21 protein-coding genes, 1 tRNA gene and 1 other annotated feature are annotated in these 14,214 nt (G+C 37.1%); of the genes, 20 read left to right on the top strand and 2 right to left on the bottom strand.

Annotated elements, in window-relative coordinates; all coding sequences use genetic code 11:
- Positions 1 to 75 precede the first annotated feature (75 nt).
- Genes IGK96_RS09670 through IGK96_RS09645 form a run of 6 tightly spaced genes read left to right on the top strand, consistent with a single transcriptional unit; the run spans position 76 to position 3,354 of the window.
- Positions 76 to 489 carry a hypothetical protein gene (locus IGK96_RS09670; protein WP_002413587.1) on the top strand — a complete coding sequence of 138 codons (414 nt, stop codon included), beginning with the start codon at positions 76 to 78 and terminating at the stop codon, positions 487 to 489.
- Between the two features lies 1 nt (position 490).
- Positions 491 to 766, top strand: a complete 276-nt coding sequence (locus IGK96_RS09665; protein ID WP_025186961.1) for a hypothetical protein — start codon at positions 491 to 493, stop codon at positions 764 to 766.
- A 12-nt stretch (positions 767 to 778) separates the two neighbouring features.
- Positions 779 to 1,162 carry a hypothetical protein gene (locus IGK96_RS09660; RefSeq protein WP_085442984.1) on the top strand — a complete coding sequence of 128 codons (384 nt, stop codon included), beginning with the start codon at positions 779 to 781 and terminating at the stop codon, positions 1,160 to 1,162.
- An 18-nt stretch (positions 1,163 to 1,180) separates the two neighbouring features.
- Positions 1,181 to 2,737 carry a cutinase family protein gene (locus IGK96_RS09655; RefSeq protein WP_085442985.1) on the top strand — a complete coding sequence of 519 codons (1,557 nt, stop codon included), beginning with the start codon at positions 1,181 to 1,183 and terminating at the stop codon, positions 2,735 to 2,737.
- Between the two features lie 19 nt (positions 2,738 to 2,756).
- A complete protein-coding gene (locus tag IGK96_RS09650) occupies positions 2,757 to 3,041 on the top strand; it encodes a hypothetical protein (RefSeq protein ID WP_002355864.1) in 285 nt (94 codons plus the stop codon).
- 7 nt (positions 3,042 to 3,048) lie between these two features.
- A complete protein-coding gene (locus tag IGK96_RS09645; protein WP_085442986.1) occupies positions 3,049 to 3,354 on the top strand; it encodes a hypothetical protein in 306 nt (101 codons plus the stop codon).
- A 49-nt stretch (positions 3,355 to 3,403) separates the two neighbouring features.
- Here the strand turns inward: IGK96_RS09645 and IGK96_RS09640 are convergent.
- Positions 3,404 to 3,477 (bottom strand) — tRNA-Arg (locus tag IGK96_RS09640).
- Between the two features lie 172 nt (positions 3,478 to 3,649).
- Positions 3,650 to 3,725, top strand: a sequence feature (ribosomal protein L21 leader region).
- 19 nt (positions 3,726 to 3,744) lie between these two features.
- On the opposite strand from IGK96_RS09640, the gene rplU reads away from it, so the two are divergent.
- From rplU to psiE, 4 genes are all read left to right on the top strand, one after another.
- Positions 3,745 to 4,053: a 50S ribosomal protein L21 gene (rplU, locus tag IGK96_RS09635; RefSeq protein ID WP_002355866.1), complete on the top strand. Its 309-nt coding sequence runs from the start codon at positions 3,745 to 3,747 to the stop codon at positions 4,051 to 4,053.
- A gap of 32 nt (positions 4,054 to 4,085) precedes the next feature.
- Positions 4,086 to 4,430: a ribosomal-processing cysteine protease Prp gene (locus IGK96_RS09630; RefSeq protein WP_002355867.1), complete on the top strand. Its 345-nt coding sequence runs from the start codon at positions 4,086 to 4,088 to the stop codon at positions 4,428 to 4,430.
- Between the two features lie 12 nt (positions 4,431 to 4,442).
- Positions 4,443 to 4,730, top strand: coding sequence for a 50S ribosomal protein L27 (gene rpmA, locus IGK96_RS09625; RefSeq protein ID WP_002355868.1), 288 nt, complete (start codon positions 4,443 to 4,445; stop codon positions 4,728 to 4,730).
- A 200-nt stretch (positions 4,731 to 4,930) separates the two neighbouring features.
- Positions 4,931 to 5,383 carry a phosphate-starvation-inducible protein PsiE gene (gene psiE, locus IGK96_RS09620; protein ID WP_002355869.1) on the top strand — a complete coding sequence of 151 codons (453 nt, stop codon included), beginning with the start codon at positions 4,931 to 4,933 and terminating at the stop codon, positions 5,381 to 5,383.
- Positions 5,384 to 5,451: 68 nt separating this feature from the next.
- On the opposite strand, the gene IGK96_RS09615 is transcribed toward psiE, so the two are convergent.
- A complete protein-coding gene (locus tag IGK96_RS09615) occupies positions 5,452 to 6,267 on the bottom strand; it encodes a metallophosphoesterase (protein WP_002355870.1) in 816 nt (271 codons plus the stop codon).
- Between the two features lie 171 nt (positions 6,268 to 6,438).
- Between IGK96_RS09615 and IGK96_RS09610 the strand changes: the two genes are divergently transcribed.
- The 10 genes from IGK96_RS09610 to IGK96_RS09565 all read left to right on the top strand — a co-directional run bounded on the left by IGK96_RS09610 (position 6,439) and on the right by IGK96_RS09565 (position 14,214).
- The gene (locus tag IGK96_RS09610; RefSeq protein WP_002391500.1) at positions 6,439 to 7,503 is read left to right on the top strand and encodes a M24 family metallopeptidase; all 1,065 of its coding nucleotides are present in this window, start codon (positions 6,439 to 6,441) and stop codon (positions 7,501 to 7,503) included.
- 13 nt (positions 7,504 to 7,516) lie between these two features.
- The gene (locus tag IGK96_RS09605) at positions 7,517 to 7,837 is read left to right on the top strand and encodes a MazG nucleotide pyrophosphohydrolase domain-containing protein (RefSeq protein ID WP_002355872.1); all 321 of its coding nucleotides are present in this window, start codon (positions 7,517 to 7,519) and stop codon (positions 7,835 to 7,837) included.
- 332 nt (positions 7,838 to 8,169) lie between these two features.
- Positions 8,170 to 8,601, top strand: a complete 432-nt coding sequence (locus tag IGK96_RS09600; protein WP_002355874.1) for an Asp23/Gls24 family envelope stress response protein — start codon at positions 8,170 to 8,172, stop codon at positions 8,599 to 8,601.
- Positions 8,594 to 9,046 carry a transcription antitermination factor NusB gene (gene nusB / locus IGK96_RS09595; protein WP_002355875.1) on the top strand — a complete coding sequence of 151 codons (453 nt, stop codon included), beginning with the start codon at positions 8,594 to 8,596 and terminating at the stop codon, positions 9,044 to 9,046. The genes IGK96_RS09600 and nusB overlap by 8 nt, the downstream gene beginning before the upstream one ends.
- 103 nt (positions 9,047 to 9,149) lie before the next feature.
- Entirely contained in the window at positions 9,150 to 9,995 is an 846-nt protein-coding gene (locus IGK96_RS09590; protein WP_002355876.1) for a bifunctional methylenetetrahydrofolate dehydrogenase/methenyltetrahydrofolate cyclohydrolase, read from the top strand.
- 9 nt (positions 9,996 to 10,004) lie between these two features.
- Positions 10,005 to 11,351, top strand: a complete 1,347-nt coding sequence (gene xseA / locus IGK96_RS09585; RefSeq protein WP_085442999.1) for an exodeoxyribonuclease VII large subunit — start codon at positions 10,005 to 10,007, stop codon at positions 11,349 to 11,351.
- A 1-nt stretch (position 11,352) separates the two neighbouring features.
- Positions 11,353 to 11,583 (top strand): exodeoxyribonuclease VII small subunit, encoded by a 231-nt coding sequence (locus IGK96_RS09580; RefSeq protein ID WP_002355878.1) that lies wholly within the window; start codon positions 11,353 to 11,355, stop codon positions 11,581 to 11,583.
- A complete protein-coding gene (locus IGK96_RS09575; RefSeq protein WP_010828662.1) occupies positions 11,583 to 12,464 on the top strand; it encodes a polyprenyl synthetase family protein in 882 nt (293 codons plus the stop codon). Before IGK96_RS09580 ends, IGK96_RS09575 begins: the two co-directional genes overlap by 1 nt.
- Positions 12,465 to 12,477: 13 nt before the next feature.
- Positions 12,478 to 13,293, top strand: coding sequence for a TlyA family rRNA (cytidine-2'-O)-methyltransferase (locus IGK96_RS09570; protein WP_002364633.1), 816 nt, complete (start codon positions 12,478 to 12,480; stop codon positions 13,291 to 13,293).
- A 363-nt stretch (positions 13,294 to 13,656) separates the two neighbouring features.
- Entirely contained in the window at positions 13,657 to 14,214 is a 558-nt protein-coding gene (locus IGK96_RS09565; RefSeq protein WP_071646615.1) for a matrixin family metalloprotease, read from the top strand.

Raw genomic sequence — 14,214 nt, 5'->3', positions numbered from 1 at the left:
AAGTCAATCAAAAACAATCAAAATCGAAAAAATCACATAGCAACTCTTCCCCATACATATTAAGGAGGTGAAAAAGTGAAAAATAAAATGCGAATAAAATTTGGTGTGTTAATTGCAACAATAATAGCAATAGCCATAATTGGAACGATTGGAGTGAAGAAGATGACTGAACCAACAGAAAAAGAAAGACAAATTGCTTTTTTAAAAGAGCATGAAGAAGAAATGACGGAGTATGTAAAACAGCAAAATGAAAAGATTGCTAAAGTTGCGTTTTGTTGGGAATCGTTAGAACAAGAGTCAGTGGGAAATGGTCTTCCGCAAGGAGCAGGAGATATTCTATCTATCCGAATACAAATTATTGATAATAATAACAATAAAATAAATTCATTTGGACTTGCAATAAAACCAAATAATTGGAATGAGCCTACTAAAATAAAAGAACTGTATACGATTAATGCTGACTACGATTACTATACAGAAGGAGGATAATATGGCAGACTTAGAAAAATATAGTAATTTATACGCGGATTTAGCGCAGGCAACTTATAATGGCAGATCCATACAATTTCCGTATAGTGCAAAGAAATGGAATGATAAACAATTAGATAAGTACCGAAATAAAGAGGCTGTTCCATTCACCTTCCCCAACGCCAAAGACGCCCACGGAAATGACGCCAGTACTGTCTACCTCCAACCCGACAACACTGTAAAAACAATTCAAATCGAAAAAATAAATCACATAGAAACTCTTCCTCATACATATTAAGGAGGTGAAAAAGTGAAAAATAGAAAGCGAATAAAATTTGGTATATTAATCGCAACAATAATAGCAATAGTTATAATCGGAACGATTGGAGTGAAGAAGATGGATAAACCAACAGAAAAAGAAAGACAAATTGCTTTTTTGAAAAAGCATGAAGAGGAAATGACGGAGTATGTAAAGTATGAAAGTGAATATGTACTTTTAAAACAATATGATGTTAAAGAAGTAACCTATAGTTGGCAATCAGTGATTGAAGTTCGAAGTATGGCTTTTAGCCCAAAAACTATAGCTGTTGAAGTATCTATTTTTGATGGTATTGGTAAAAAATTAGATGGGTTTGAAATATATGTGCTTCCAGATAATGTAAAAAATCCAACTGAAATAAAAAATATTGAATAGTTAAGGAGATGAAATTTAATGGCAAATTTAGAAAAGTATACTAATATTTATGCTGATTTAGCCCAAGGAGCATACATCGGTCGAAAAGAAGGGTTTATGTTTGCTAAATTGACACAAGTTCAAAAAGAAGAGCTTAAGCTAAATGAACATGCTACATTCCATTTCCCTAACGCCAAAGACGCCCACGGAAATGACGCCAGTACTGTCTACCTCCAACCCGACAACACTGTAAAAACAATCAAAGAAAAAAACTGGGTAGGTAGGGAAAAGGTTTATAAAAAAGGGTTATTAACAGATGAGAAAGCTGGTTATAATTCTTATTATGTAACAGATACGCCGACCTTGAGTCCAAAAACGCAACATACATATTTTACCACTCGCGGTAGTGACGGTGTTTCAATGGACGTGAAAAAAGGTTGGTCAGGGAATAATTTGAATGACTGGGTCAATAATAATGGATCCTTTACGTTATTTAATGCCTATTTGCCTCAAGCAAAGTTAGCCAATGAAGCCATGCATCAAAAGATAATGGAGATGAGTGCTAAAGCCCCAAATGCGACTATGTCGATTACAGGTCATTCTTTAGGAACCATGATTTCTATTCAAGCGGTGGCCAATCTCCCCCAAGCAGATCTCGCTAAAATTGATAAAGTAGTATTGTTTCAAGGGCCTGATGCGCGAGAAAGCATTAATAAAATGTCTCAACAAGCTCAGGAAAATCTTCAACAATTAGAAGAACAAGGGAAAATCGATTATTATGTGAATGCGTTTGATATTGTCTCCATGTTGAATCGAAATAAAAAAGGGGTAGATGAAATTGGTCGGGTGCATTATCTATTACCGAAAACGTTCACCACTACTTTTGATCTGACGGACAAATACGGTTCTAGTCATGATTTTGGTCAGTATCAATTAAATCCTGATGGTATGCCCAAAGAAGCCAATCTAAAGGAACATGGCTATATTTTTGCGGCAGGAGTAAAAGTTTCCAAACTTATTGATAAATATTTAGGGAAAATCATGGATGCTTCAGGTGAATCATTAGCTAAAAACAGTCTCCAATTTTTGTTAAGTCTGCTATCTGAAGAAAATCGCCAGAAAATCATCAAAGAATATGAAAAAATCATTCATGAAGCAAAAATTGCCAGCCAATGGCAAGGGAAAGTGAGTCGTATTCAGAAAAGTTTAGCCAGTGCTTCAGGTAGTGAAAAGATTGAATTACGTAGTGAATTAGCAGAACTAGTTGCAAAACAAGCGCAGCAAGCTGGAAAAGAATACGAACTACTTGTGAAAAATATCCTCCAAGAAGCAGAAGATGAAGTCCAGACAGTTTCAAAGGAAATTCGTGAAAGTGCAATGAGTATCCGACAGTATCTATCCTATGCAGAAGTTCAAGCAATGATTGCTCCTTACGAAAAAAGTCGTCTTTGGGATAGCGCTGAAGCAACAAATACTAGCAACCAAGCCAAGCAATACAAGCAAAAATTAACTGATTTTAGCGGAAAATTAACAACTGTTGCTAAAAATATTCAAGCATACGATCAACAAGCAAGAAGTAGTTTATTTCAAAAATAACAAATGAAAGGGTTTTCTTATGGATGAAAGAGAATTTCAAGAAAAATTAGAAGTAGAACAAAAAGCTCGTGAACGAGTAGCAATCCAGACAGTAATTACTGCTAAAAAAACGCGAATTACTACAACCAAACAAAACACAACCGCAAGTTTGAAAGAACTTTCAGAAGCCATGTTTCAACAAACAAATAGTGCCCTACCTAATGCCTTGAACGGAGCTTTGCAGGGGAAAAGTGCAGAATCAGCAGAAAAATTTTTAAAAGGAAGCCAGAGACCAAATTTAAAAACACCTGTCAAGGGAGAGTGACCGACAAATGGAGGAACAGCGAAGAAAACGGCAATATTTAGAAGAACAATATTATGAAGAAAAAAATAAAATTCACCGCCAACAAGAAGTGCTGAGTAATCAATTAGTAAACTTTAGAAGAGAAACTGGACAATTGGTAGATAAAGTCAATTATTTAACGAAAAATGATCAATGGCACAAACAGCAATTTTACCATGCAATGGAACAAAGTGATTACTTGATACGTCAAGAAGGAAATCGTTATAGACAACAATTAGAGGAAAAAGAACGTGAATGGACGAGAACATATCGAAAAGAATTGGATAAACTCTAAAAAAAACAGCGTCACCTCTAAAGGTAACGCTGTCTTTGTCAGTCTGTTACGTCACAGGAGGGATTCGAACCCCCGACCGTCCGCTTAGAAGGCGGATGCTCTATCCTGCTGAGCTACTATGACAATAGTTGTAACACAACAAAGCTAATTATAATGGAAGTAGTGTTAGAAAGTCAATCGGAAATTTAAATAACAGAAGAAGTTTTTTGGGAGAGAGAAAGTGAAGAAAATAGAGAGTTTATATTGACGAGGTTTTCTGGTTCTGTTATTATAGTTAGTGTTGTAATTGTGGTCTCCACAGCTACAACCGCACAGAACAAGTTTTTAAGCATGAGCAATCATCACTTGGGATGGCGAGTCTAAGTCTAGAAGAAGGAGGTGCTGTATAGCATGTACGCAATTATCAAAACTGGTGGTAAACAAGTGAAAGTTGAAGTAGGTCAAGCAATCTACGTTGAAAAATTAAACGTTGAGGCTGGCGAGAAAGTTGTTTTTGACGAAGTTATCTTAGTAGGTGGCGAATCTACAAAAGTTGGTGCGCCAACTGTTGCAGGCGCAACTGTTGAAGGAACTGTTGAAAAACACGGCAAACAAAAGAAAGTCGTGACTTTCCAATACAAACCTAAAAAACACTCTCACCGTAAACAAGGTCACCGTCAACCGTATACAAAAGTTATGATCGAAGCAATCAACGCTTAATCTCTCTTGTTGACAGGAAAGAAGGCCTATCAATGATTAAAGGTTCTTTTAAACGAACAGGCTCCGGCCGAATCGTTTCATTCGAATTAACCGGGCATGCTGAAGCGGGTCCTTATGGCAGCGATGTGGTTTGCGCGGCAGTTTCTGCCTTAGCAATTAGCACAGTCAATGGGATTGATGCCTTAGCAGGTTTTGAACCGATTGTGGAAGTTGATGATGTAGAAGGTGGCTACCTTTATGTCGAGATGTTAACAACTGTCAATCAGGAACAAAAAAATATTGCCCAAATTCTATTAGAAAATCTTTTATTAGGTTTACAATCAATAGAGAACGAAAATACTGAATTTATTCAAATAAAAACAATCACTGAGAAATAGGAGGTGCAGACTATGTTATTGACTATGAATTTACAATTATTTGCCCATAAAAAAGGTGGCGGTTCTACATCAAACGGCCGTGACTCTGAATCTAAACGATTAGGCGCTAAAAGTGCTGATGGCCAAACAGTTACAGGTGGTTCAATTTTATACCGTCAACGCGGAACTAAAATTTATCCAGGTGTGAACGTTGGAATCGGTGGCGATGACACGTTATTTGCAAAAGTTGACGGTGTGGTACGTTTCGAACGTAAAGGCCGCGACAAAAAACAAGTATCAGTTTATCCAGTAGCTAACTAATACGATTAAAAAGCTGAATCTGCGGATTCAGCTTTTTTTTGTCTTGCATAAAGGGTTAGCCGGAAAATAAAGAAACATCTCAAAATAAAAAAAATCTCACATTGGGTTTAACTGCTTGTCTGACAAGGTTAATTGATGATATATTTAATGTAATAACAAGCATGTTATAAAATAATTGAGTCAAAAGAAAGAAGGGTATTATGCAGAAGAATTTTAGTGTAGTAAAGAAGTACGTGAATTTGATTTTGGATATTGTATTAGGGATTTTAGGAGTTTTCTTATTAGTATTTATGGCTAGTTATTTAGTTGACCTCGCTACATATCTCATGAAGCCAATGACGCCGGATAATTTTTCAGTTATCATGCAAGAAATTATTTCATTCTTTATGTTATTTGAGTTTATTATGATGATTCTTCGCTATATTCAAGAAGGACACCATATTCCGATTCGTTATTTGATTTTAATTTGTTTAACCGCAATTTTACGTCAATTAATGGTTGCACATGGCGATGGCTTGCAGACTTTATTGTTATCTTTATCAATTCTTTTACTAGTGGTTGTGCTATTTATTCTCGGGTTAAATGGCAGCAAATTTTATACGCTAGGAAAAGCGAAAGTAGAAGAAGATCACGAGCAAGATTTTCATCATTAATTGAACATAATCAAAGACCGTCCAACGTGAGAATTTTTCTCTAACGTGGGGCGGTCTTTTTAATATAGTTAAATAGTTAACTCAATCAGTTCAATCGTTGGTAAGACACCAAAGCGTGCGCTGATTTTAGTGGTTCCGATTCCTGGGTGAACAATTAGCGGCGTTTCATCTTCTAAATGATAAAGCCCATGTGTATATTTTTTAGCAAGCTGATTTTTGTAAGTGAAAAAAGGCAAGCGAATCTGTCCGCCGTGACTATGTCCTGCTAAAATGAGGTCAATGTTTTTGTTGACTGCTGAGTCTGCGACATCTGGCTCATGGGTTAGTAGCAGAGTGGGCGTTCCAGTAGGGCGGTTGACTAAAGCTGCAGCTAAGTCGGTTTGTCCATATAACGAATCTTCTAAACCAGCGACGTACAAGGAGATACGGTGTGAGACAGGCAGTAATTTGCCCGTGTTTTTTAGTACGGTAAAGTCGGCAGCTTCTAAGATTGTTTCGTAAAAATTGGTATCTAACCCGCTATACTCGTGGTTGCCATAAATAGCGAATTTGCCATAAGGGGCGTTAATTTTACGGAAAAGTTGACTCACTTCATCCTGAATTTCGATACCGAAACGGGCATAATCATCAAATAAGTCTCCTGTAAAAACGACTATGTCTGGTTGTAATGTATTTGTTTTTTCAACAATCTGTTTTAAGGCTTTCACAGAATAATTCTTTTTTAAATGAATATCAGAGAGTTGAACAATCCGTAAGGTTTTCCCTGATTCTGTTACTTTAATTTGATTTTTGTGTATGACTAAGCAGTTAGGTTCAATAAAAAAACTATAGCTTAAAATGCCGATAATAATGAAAAATAGTGCCAGAAATAAATAAACGTTCATAATTTCCTCCTTGAAGTCGCTAAATTAGTTTACTACAAAAGTGTTAAGCAAAAAATAAGGAAAGGTAAAATTTTCAGTAAACTTTCTCGATGAAGTTTTTTGGTGATTCATGCTTTTCTGAAGTAAATTTGCTATAATGAAAAATGAGAAAAAAGAAAGAAGGTCGAACCAATGATGGCAAGAGTCGAAAAGTTACGGGAGTTAATGAAAGAAAATAATTTACAAGGATTTTTAGTGACAAGTCCGTATAATTTACGTTATTTAACCAATTTTACTGGGACAACAGGCTTGGCAATGATTACATTAGATAAAGCTTTTTTTGTAACGGATTTTCGTTATACGGAACAAGCTGCGGAACAAGCAACTGGTTTTACTATCGTTAAAAACACAGGACATATTTTTGACGAAGTAGCAGATTTAGCTGAACGGTTGCAATTAGATAATTTAGCTTTTGAAGAAACGCAAGTTAGTTTCGCTGATTATAGCTTATTGGAAGAAATTTTACCATGTGAATTAGTTCCTGTAATGGGTTTGATTGAAGAATTAAGAGAAGTGAAAGATGAAGAAGAAGTAGCGATTATTGAAAAAGCGTGTGCCATCGCGGATCAAGGATTTGCCTTTGTCTTAGAGATGATTAAACCTGGAATGACAGAGATTGAAGTGGCTAATCAATTAGATTTCTTCATGCGTTCAAAAGGAGCCAGTGGTGTTTCTTTTGAGACAATTGTGGCGAGCGGTCTACGTTCGGCGATGCCACATGGCGTTGCTAGCCATAAAGTCATCGAAAAAGGTGAGTTAATCACTTTAGATTTCGGTTGTTATTATGAAGGCTATGTTTCTGATATGACACGTACATTTGCCATTGGTAGTATTCAGCCAAAACTAAAAGAAATTTATGACATTGTTTTAGAAGCACAATTAAAAGTGTTAGCAGAAGCTAAACCTGGGTTGACGGGCATTCAATTAGATGCGATTGCACGGGATCATATTGCTTCCTATGGCTATGGCGATGCGTTTGGTCACAGCACTGGTCATGGCATTGGGTTAGAAATTCATGAAGGACCAAATGTTTCATTCCGAGCAGATAAACAGTTTGTACCAGGGAATGTGATTACGGACGAACCTGGAATTTATTTGCCAGGAATTGGTGGCGTGCGTATTGAGGACGATTTATTGATTACTGCTGAAGGTAATCGTGTATTAACACATGCGCCAAAAGAATTAATCATTTTATAAAGGTTGGGAGAACATGGATATCCAAGAGTATCAGCGGTTTATTAGCGCGTTTTATAAAAAACGTAACTGGTATCAATATGATCCGTTTATTCGTTCCAACTTTTTAACAGAAGAAGTCGGCGAAGTTTGTCGGGCCATTCGGACAATTGAAATTGGCCGTGATCGACCGGATGAAACAGTTTTGGCGGATGAAGAGAATCTGGAAAATTTAACGGAAGAGTTAGGCGATGTGTTGGATAATTTATTTATTTTAGCCGATAAATATGACATCTCTTTAGAAATGATTATGCAAAAGCATCGGACGAAACTAATGGAACGTTATCCTGAAGAATAAAGACGCAAAAATAAGAAAGCCAAAATTACTTGGTCTTTCTTATTTTTACGTCTAAAGGCTTGGATTAGAAATTTATGACAAGAAATTATCTGTTCTTTTAGTCAGAACTTAGCTTTTCTGGTAGCGAAATAGGCTAATTAATGATAAACTAAGAACGAGTATTGATAAGCAAAATTTGGACGTTCTTTCACAACTAACTGAAGAAACCAGTGTTGTTTTAATTTTTAAGAATCATCCGTTGCTTAAAAGAGAATCCTTAAGAGACTTAGTGATTCATCAAATAAATCGTTTATTTAACGATTTTGTGCGTAATAGATAAGGAGGACAACCAAATGTCAGAAGAAAAAAATCTTGTAATCAATGCAAACGATTCTTTAGGAGAAATCGTGATTGCTCCTGAAGTCATTGAAGTAATTATCGGAATCGCTGCTTCAAAAGTAGAGGGCGTTTATGGGATGCGTGGCACGTTCGCCAATAATGTGAATGAATTATTAGGCCGTGCAGCACACGGCAAAGGTGTATATTTACGAACAGAAGAAGAAGGCTTAAAAGTCGATATCTATTGTTACTTGAACTACGGTGTTTCTGTGCCAAAAGTTGCGTTAGAAATGCAAGACCGTGTGAAACAACAAGTCTTATTTATGACAGATATTGATTTAGTTGAAGTGAATATTCATGTTGTAGCGGTAGTACCTGAAAAAATCCCTCAACCAGACTTAAATGAATTATTCCCAGAAGATGAAGATGGAGAAGAGAATGAGTAAAACAGAATTAACCCGTCACGAGATTCGTGAAAAAGCGCTCCAAGCCCTTTTTCCTTTAGATTTTAATGCTGATTTAACCAAACAAGATGCCATTGATTATGCATTGGCTTATGATAATCGGGAAATCGTCAGTGAAGATGGCGAAGACCTAGTCCCTACGTATTTAGATTTACTTGTCGGTGGTGTGTGTAGCCGCAAAGCAGAATTAGATGAAGTAATTACGAACCATTTAGGTAATAACTGGTCTATGCAACGCTTAGCAAAAATAGATATTGTTATTTTACGCTTAGCTATTTTTGAAATGCTATACGTTTCAGATGTGCCAAACATTGTGGCATTAAATGAAGCCGTTGAGTTAAGTAAAAAATACAGCGACGACCGTTCACGTAAATTTGTTAATGGTGTGTTATCAAATGTAATGAAAGAAATTGATTCAGAGGCGTAAGCTCTGAATCTTTTTTTACTATCTAACTGGTGTTAAGATACTGGGTTATATGCTAAAATAAATACTATTAAAGAAGTAAAGAAACAATAGAGGGAGCGAAGGAATGAGTACAGTAATTAACGGTCGTGAATTAGCAGATCAAATGCAAGCAGAGATTCAAAAAGATGTAGAAAAGATGACACAACAAGGCATCCAACCAGGATTAGTTGTTTTATTAGTTGGGGAAAATCCTGCCAGCCAAACGTATGTGAGAAATAAAGAACGTGCAGCAGCCAAAATTGGCATTCTGTCAAAGGTCGAAAAACTGCCAGAAACTATTTCAGAAGAAGAATTATTGGCTGAGATTGACAAATATAATCAAGATTCACGCTTTCATGGCATTCTTGTACAACTACCTTTGCCAAAACATATTGATGAAGAAAAGATTTTATTAGCAATTGATCCCAAAAAAGATGTAGATGGGTTCCATCCAATGAATTTAGGCCGTTTGTTTGTAGGCAAACCTGAAATGATTCCTTGCACGCCGTATGGAATTATGAAGATGTTTGAAGCCTATGATATTGATTTAACAGGTAAACGTGCGGTGGTTATTGGTCGAAGTAATATTGTTGGCAAGCCAATGGCACAATTATTGTTAATGAAAAATGCGACCGTGACGATTGCCCATTCTAAAACTGAACATTTAGCAGAAGTTGCAAAAGAAGCGGATATTTTAGTTGTAGCAATTGGACGCGGGCATTTTGTCACCAAAGAGTTCGTGAAACCAGGTGCGGTAGTGATTGATGTGGGTATGAATCGCAATCAAGAAGGAAAACTGATTGGTGATGTAGCATTCGATGAAGTTTCTGAAATTGCAAGCTATATCACACCAGTTCCCAAAGGTGTTGGCCCAATGACGATTACCATGTTAATGTATCAAACAGTCGAGGCAGCAAAAAAACAAAAGTAAGGTGAAAAAATGACGCAACAGTATTTAACAGTAACAGCCTTAACGAAGTATTTAAAACGTAAATTTGATGCAGACCCTTACTTAGGACGTGTCTATTTAACAGGTGAAATTTCGAACTTTCGTTTCCGAGCGAACGCGCATCAGTACTTCAGTTTAAAAGATGACCATGCGAAGATTTCTGCAATTATGTTTAAATCAGCCTTTCAAAAATTGAAGTTTCAACCAAAAGAAGGCATGAAAGTCATGGTGGTGGGGCGGATTTCGCTTTATGAAAACAGCGGCTCCTATCAAATTTATATTGAACATATGGAACCAGATGGTGTAGGTGCACTTTATCAAGCATTGGCAGAATTAAGAGAAAAACTAGGAAAAGAAGGACTTTTTGAAGGGCCTAAACAACAGTTGCCTCGTTATCCCAAACGAATCGCTGTGGTTACAAGTCCTAGTGGTGCTGTCATTCGGGATATCATTACGACAGTCAAAAGACGCTACCCAATTGCACAACTGGTCCTTTTTCCAACCTTGGTCCAAGGCGAGCAGGCGGCGGATGACATTGTGCGGAACATTCAGCGAGCCGATGCGCAAGGCGATTTTGATACGATGATCATCGGCCGTGGCGGTGGTTCAATTGAGGATTTATGGCCATTTAATGAAGAAAAAGTGGCTCGAGCCATTCATGCTGCCACCACACCGATTATTTCATCGGTTGGTCACGAAACAGATGTGACAATTGCCGATATGGTAGCAGATGTTCGTGCAGCAACCCCAACAGCAGCAGCGGAACTAGCGGTACCAGTTTTAAATGAAGAACTATTAAGAATTAGTGAACGGCGTAGTCGTTTAGAACAAAGCTTTTTATATCTCTTGCAACAACGAACAGAACGTTTCCAACGACTACAAAACTCTTATGTGTTTAAGCAACCTGAGCGGCTTTATGAAGGTCAAACGATTAAATTAGATCGAATGACGCAACGTCTTTTCCAAGTAATGACAACAATTCATCACCAAAAACAACGTCAAGCCCAAGGAATTATCGCTCAATTGCAACAACAGACACCAAAGGGACAATTAAGAGAAAGTCAGCAACAATTGGCATTTTTACAACGAAACTTGCAAACACAAATGACACAATTGTTCCTAAACAAACAAAAGCAATTCACGTCTGCTGTTCAACAACTAGACTTACTCAGCCCACTCAAAATTATGGGTCGAGGATATAGTTATACTACAAAAGAGGACCGTGTCGTTAAAACTGTTACCGAGTTACAGCCAGCAGATAAATTAACGATTCATTATGCTGACGGTACAGTTCAAGCAAACGTCGAAACAATAACAGCGAAAAAAGAGGAGTTTTAACATGCCAGCAAAAGAAAAAACGTTTGAAGAATCATTAAATGCCTTAGAAGAAATCGTTCAGCGCTTAGAACGAGGAGATGTTCCTTTGGAAGAAGCCTTAGCTGCCTTTCAAGAGGGCATGGCATTAAGTAAACAATGTCAAGATACATTGGAAAAAGCGGAAAAAACTTTAACGAAAATGATGACAGAAAACAATGAAGAAATTGTTTTTGAAGAGAGCGAGGAAGCGTAATGACGAATTTTAGTCAACAGCATTTACCGTTGGTTGAAAAAGTCATGGTCGATTTTATCGCAGAATATACTGAAAATGAGCGTTTGAAAGAAGCAATGCTCTACTCAATACACGCAGGTGGCAAACGATTACGCCCGCTATTAGTGTTAACAACAGTGGCCGCTTTTCAAAAAGAGATGGAAACACAAGACTATCAAGTGGCTGCCTCTTTAGAGATGATTCATACGTATTCATTAATTCATGATGATTTACCAGCAATGGACGATGATGATTTACGTCGTGGCAAACCAACCAATCATAAAGTGTTTGGTGAAGCGACTGCCATTTTAGCAGGGGACGGCTTATTAACAGGCGCATTTCAGTTACTTTCTTTGAGCCAATTAGGCTTAAGTGAAAAAGTTTTACTGATGCAACAACTGGCAAAGGCAGCGGGGAATCAAGGCATGGTTGCCGGCCAAATGGGTGATATTGAAGGAGAAAAAGACAGCTTGACTTTAGAAGAGTTAGCGGCTGTTCATGAAAAGAAAACCGGAGCGCTAATTGAATTCGCCTTAATTGCTGGGGGCGTATTAGCCAATCAAACAGAAGAAGTCATTGGTTTACTGACACAGTTTGCGCATCACTATGGCTTGGCTTTTCAAATTCGTGATGACTTATTAGATGCCACAAGTACAGAAGCAGATTTAGGTAAAAAAGTAGGCCGAGATGAAGCGTTGAATAAAAGTACGTATCCAGCTCTTCTAGGGATTGCTGGCGCGAAAGATGCGCTAACACATCAATTAGCAGAAGGCAGCGCTGTTTTAGAAAAAATCAAAGCAAATGTTCCCAACTTTTCAGAAGAACATTTAGCAAACTTGTTAACTCAGTTACAATTGAGATAGAAAGAAGGCACTTATGAAAAAAGAACGCGTCGATGTCTTGGCGTTTAATCAAGGACTATTTGAAACACGAGAAAAAGCCAAACGCAGCGTGATGGCTGGTTTGGTTTACAATGATAAAAATGAACGTTTAGATAAGCCAGGGGAAAAAATTTCTGTGGAGACACCCTTACATACTAAGGGCCAAGTAATGCCTTATGTTTCTCGTGGGGGCTTAAAACTAGAGAAGGCACTAAATGTTTTTGCAATCAACGTTCAAGGCAAAACAATGTTAGATATTGGTTCCTCCACAGGTGGTTTTACCGATGTTGCTTTACAAAATGGGGCTCGTTTGAGTTACGCTTTAGATGTTGGCTATAACCAACTAGCATGGAAAATTCGGCAAGATGAACGCGTGGTGGTAATGGAACGTACCAATTTTCGCTATAGTAAACCTGAAGATTTCACTGAAGGGGTGCCGGATATTGCAACGATTGATGTTTCCTTTATTTCATTACGCTTAATTTTGCCACCTCTTCATGATATTTTGAAAAAAGGCGGTAGTGTGGTGGCGTTAATTAAGCCACAATTCGAAGCTGGCAAAGAGTTTGTTGGGAAAAAAGGAATCGTGCGTGATCCAGAAACCCATCAAATGGTTGTGGAGGAAATTACACGCTTTGCCATGAATAACGGTTATGATGTGAAAAACTTAGATTTTTCACCAATCACTGGTGGCGAAGGAAACATTGAATTTTTGGCACATTTAGTTTCTGTTGAAGGGGAAGGATCCTATCAAGCGCCAGAATCCATTGAAGAAGTTGTCGCGCATGCGCATCAAAAATTAGCGGAATGATGAGAAAGGCAGCAAAGTTTGTAGACTAAGCAATTGAACAAAAAGGGATCTGAGACAGTCATTAGAAGTATAGCTGTCTCAGGTCCTTTTTTATTTTATAAATGAATTGGTGAGACATTTAATAATGATAGAAAGGAATTTAAATAAAAATAATTGTTGAAATAGACTTATTGGCTCTTGTTTTATTGTGAGAAAATAACATTTTTAAAACTAATATTTTTTAAATAATAATTAAAAAACATTATCGATATTATTTAATCTTATTTTAATTTATTTATGTATTTTTTAATGTTAAACTAAGGATAGTTCTGATCAGACAAACTATTTTAGTAAGACCAAGTAATTGAATAGAGAGGTAAAAAAATGAAAAAAATGAAGTTATTAATTTCTGGTTTTTTTATAGCAATCGTTTTGGGTGCTAGCGTTGATACATTTGCAGCCTCTAGGTTTCCTGGCGTATTATCGAGAGGAATTAATGGAATTAGTTATTGGCTAGGACCAACCGCAACATTTGGTAATACCGATACAGCGATTAGAAATTGGATGTATACTCCGTGGGGGAATCCTTTGTATATTTATAAACAAGGAAATAACTATGGGACATCAATTGATTTTTATTCAACAAAGTTAAATCCGGGAATAGGTGGGGTTACAGATTTTTTTGATGGCAGAGATAGGATGATTGCAACTGGGATGCGAGAAGCTCCGCGAATAAACTACTACTATGCTAAAATTAATTATAATACTATGTATTCACGGGCTTCATCGATGAAGAATGGGACTATTGCTAGACATGAAATTGGGCATGCGCTCGGGATTGCACATTCAAATGGCATTATGATACGTTCTGTAAGTACTAATACAAATCTTGCTGTTGATAAAGCGAATAATGATATCTTAGCAAGAATATATGGGTGGTGA

This window comes from Enterococcus sp. DIV0682 (assembly GCF_051712685.1).
Classification (GTDB): domain Bacteria; phylum Bacillota; class Bacilli; order Lactobacillales; family Enterococcaceae; genus Enterococcus; species Enterococcus faecalis.
The sequence above is the reverse complement of the archived record's forward strand: the minus strand, read 5'-3'. Positions and strand labels throughout refer to the sequence as shown.

Bases quoted from the DNA above. Each gene is read 5' to 3' on its own strand.
- IGK96_RS09665 (WP_025186961.1), top strand. From the start codon at position 491: ATGGCAGACTTAGAAAAATATAGTAATTTATACGCGGATTTAGCGCAG.
- IGK96_RS09655 (WP_085442985.1), top strand. From the start codon at position 1,181: ATGGCAAATTTAGAAAAGTATACTAATATTTATGCTGATTTAGCCCAA.
- IGK96_RS09650 (WP_002355864.1), top strand. From the start codon at position 2,757: ATGGATGAAAGAGAATTTCAAGAAAAATTAGAAGTAGAACAAAAAGCT.
- IGK96_RS09645 (WP_085442986.1), top strand. From the start codon at position 3,049: ATGGAGGAACAGCGAAGAAAACGGCAATATTTAGAAGAACAATATTAT.
- rplU (WP_002355866.1), top strand. From the start codon at position 3,745: ATGTACGCAATTATCAAAACTGGTGGTAAACAAGTGAAAGTTGAAGTA.
- IGK96_RS09630 (WP_002355867.1), top strand. From the start codon at position 4,086: ATGATTAAAGGTTCTTTTAAACGAACAGGCTCCGGCCGAATCGTTTCA.
- rpmA (WP_002355868.1), top strand. From the start codon at position 4,443: ATGTTATTGACTATGAATTTACAATTATTTGCCCATAAAAAAGGTGGC.
- psiE (WP_002355869.1), top strand. From the start codon at position 4,931: ATGCAGAAGAATTTTAGTGTAGTAAAGAAGTACGTGAATTTGATTTTG.
- IGK96_RS09615 (WP_002355870.1), bottom strand. From the start codon at position 6,267: ATGAACGTTTATTTATTTCTGGCACTATTTTTCATTATTATCGGCATT.
- IGK96_RS09610 (WP_002391500.1), top strand. From the start codon at position 6,439: ATGATGGCAAGAGTCGAAAAGTTACGGGAGTTAATGAAAGAAAATAAT.
- IGK96_RS09605 (WP_002355872.1), top strand. From the start codon at position 7,517: ATGGATATCCAAGAGTATCAGCGGTTTATTAGCGCGTTTTATAAAAAA.
- IGK96_RS09600 (WP_002355874.1), top strand. From the start codon at position 8,170: ATGTCAGAAGAAAAAAATCTTGTAATCAATGCAAACGATTCTTTAGGA.
- nusB (WP_002355875.1), top strand. From the start codon at position 8,594: ATGAGTAAAACAGAATTAACCCGTCACGAGATTCGTGAAAAAGCGCTC.
- IGK96_RS09590 (WP_002355876.1), top strand. From the start codon at position 9,150: ATGAGTACAGTAATTAACGGTCGTGAATTAGCAGATCAAATGCAAGCA.
- xseA (WP_085442999.1), top strand. From the start codon at position 10,005: ATGACGCAACAGTATTTAACAGTAACAGCCTTAACGAAGTATTTAAAA.
- IGK96_RS09580 (WP_002355878.1), top strand. From the start codon at position 11,353: ATGCCAGCAAAAGAAAAAACGTTTGAAGAATCATTAAATGCCTTAGAA.
- IGK96_RS09575 (WP_010828662.1), top strand. From the start codon at position 11,583: ATGACGAATTTTAGTCAACAGCATTTACCGTTGGTTGAAAAAGTCATG.
- IGK96_RS09570 (WP_002364633.1), top strand. From the start codon at position 12,478: ATGAAAAAAGAACGCGTCGATGTCTTGGCGTTTAATCAAGGACTATTT.
- IGK96_RS09565 (WP_071646615.1), top strand. From the start codon at position 13,657: ATGAAAAAAATGAAGTTATTAATTTCTGGTTTTTTTATAGCAATCGTT.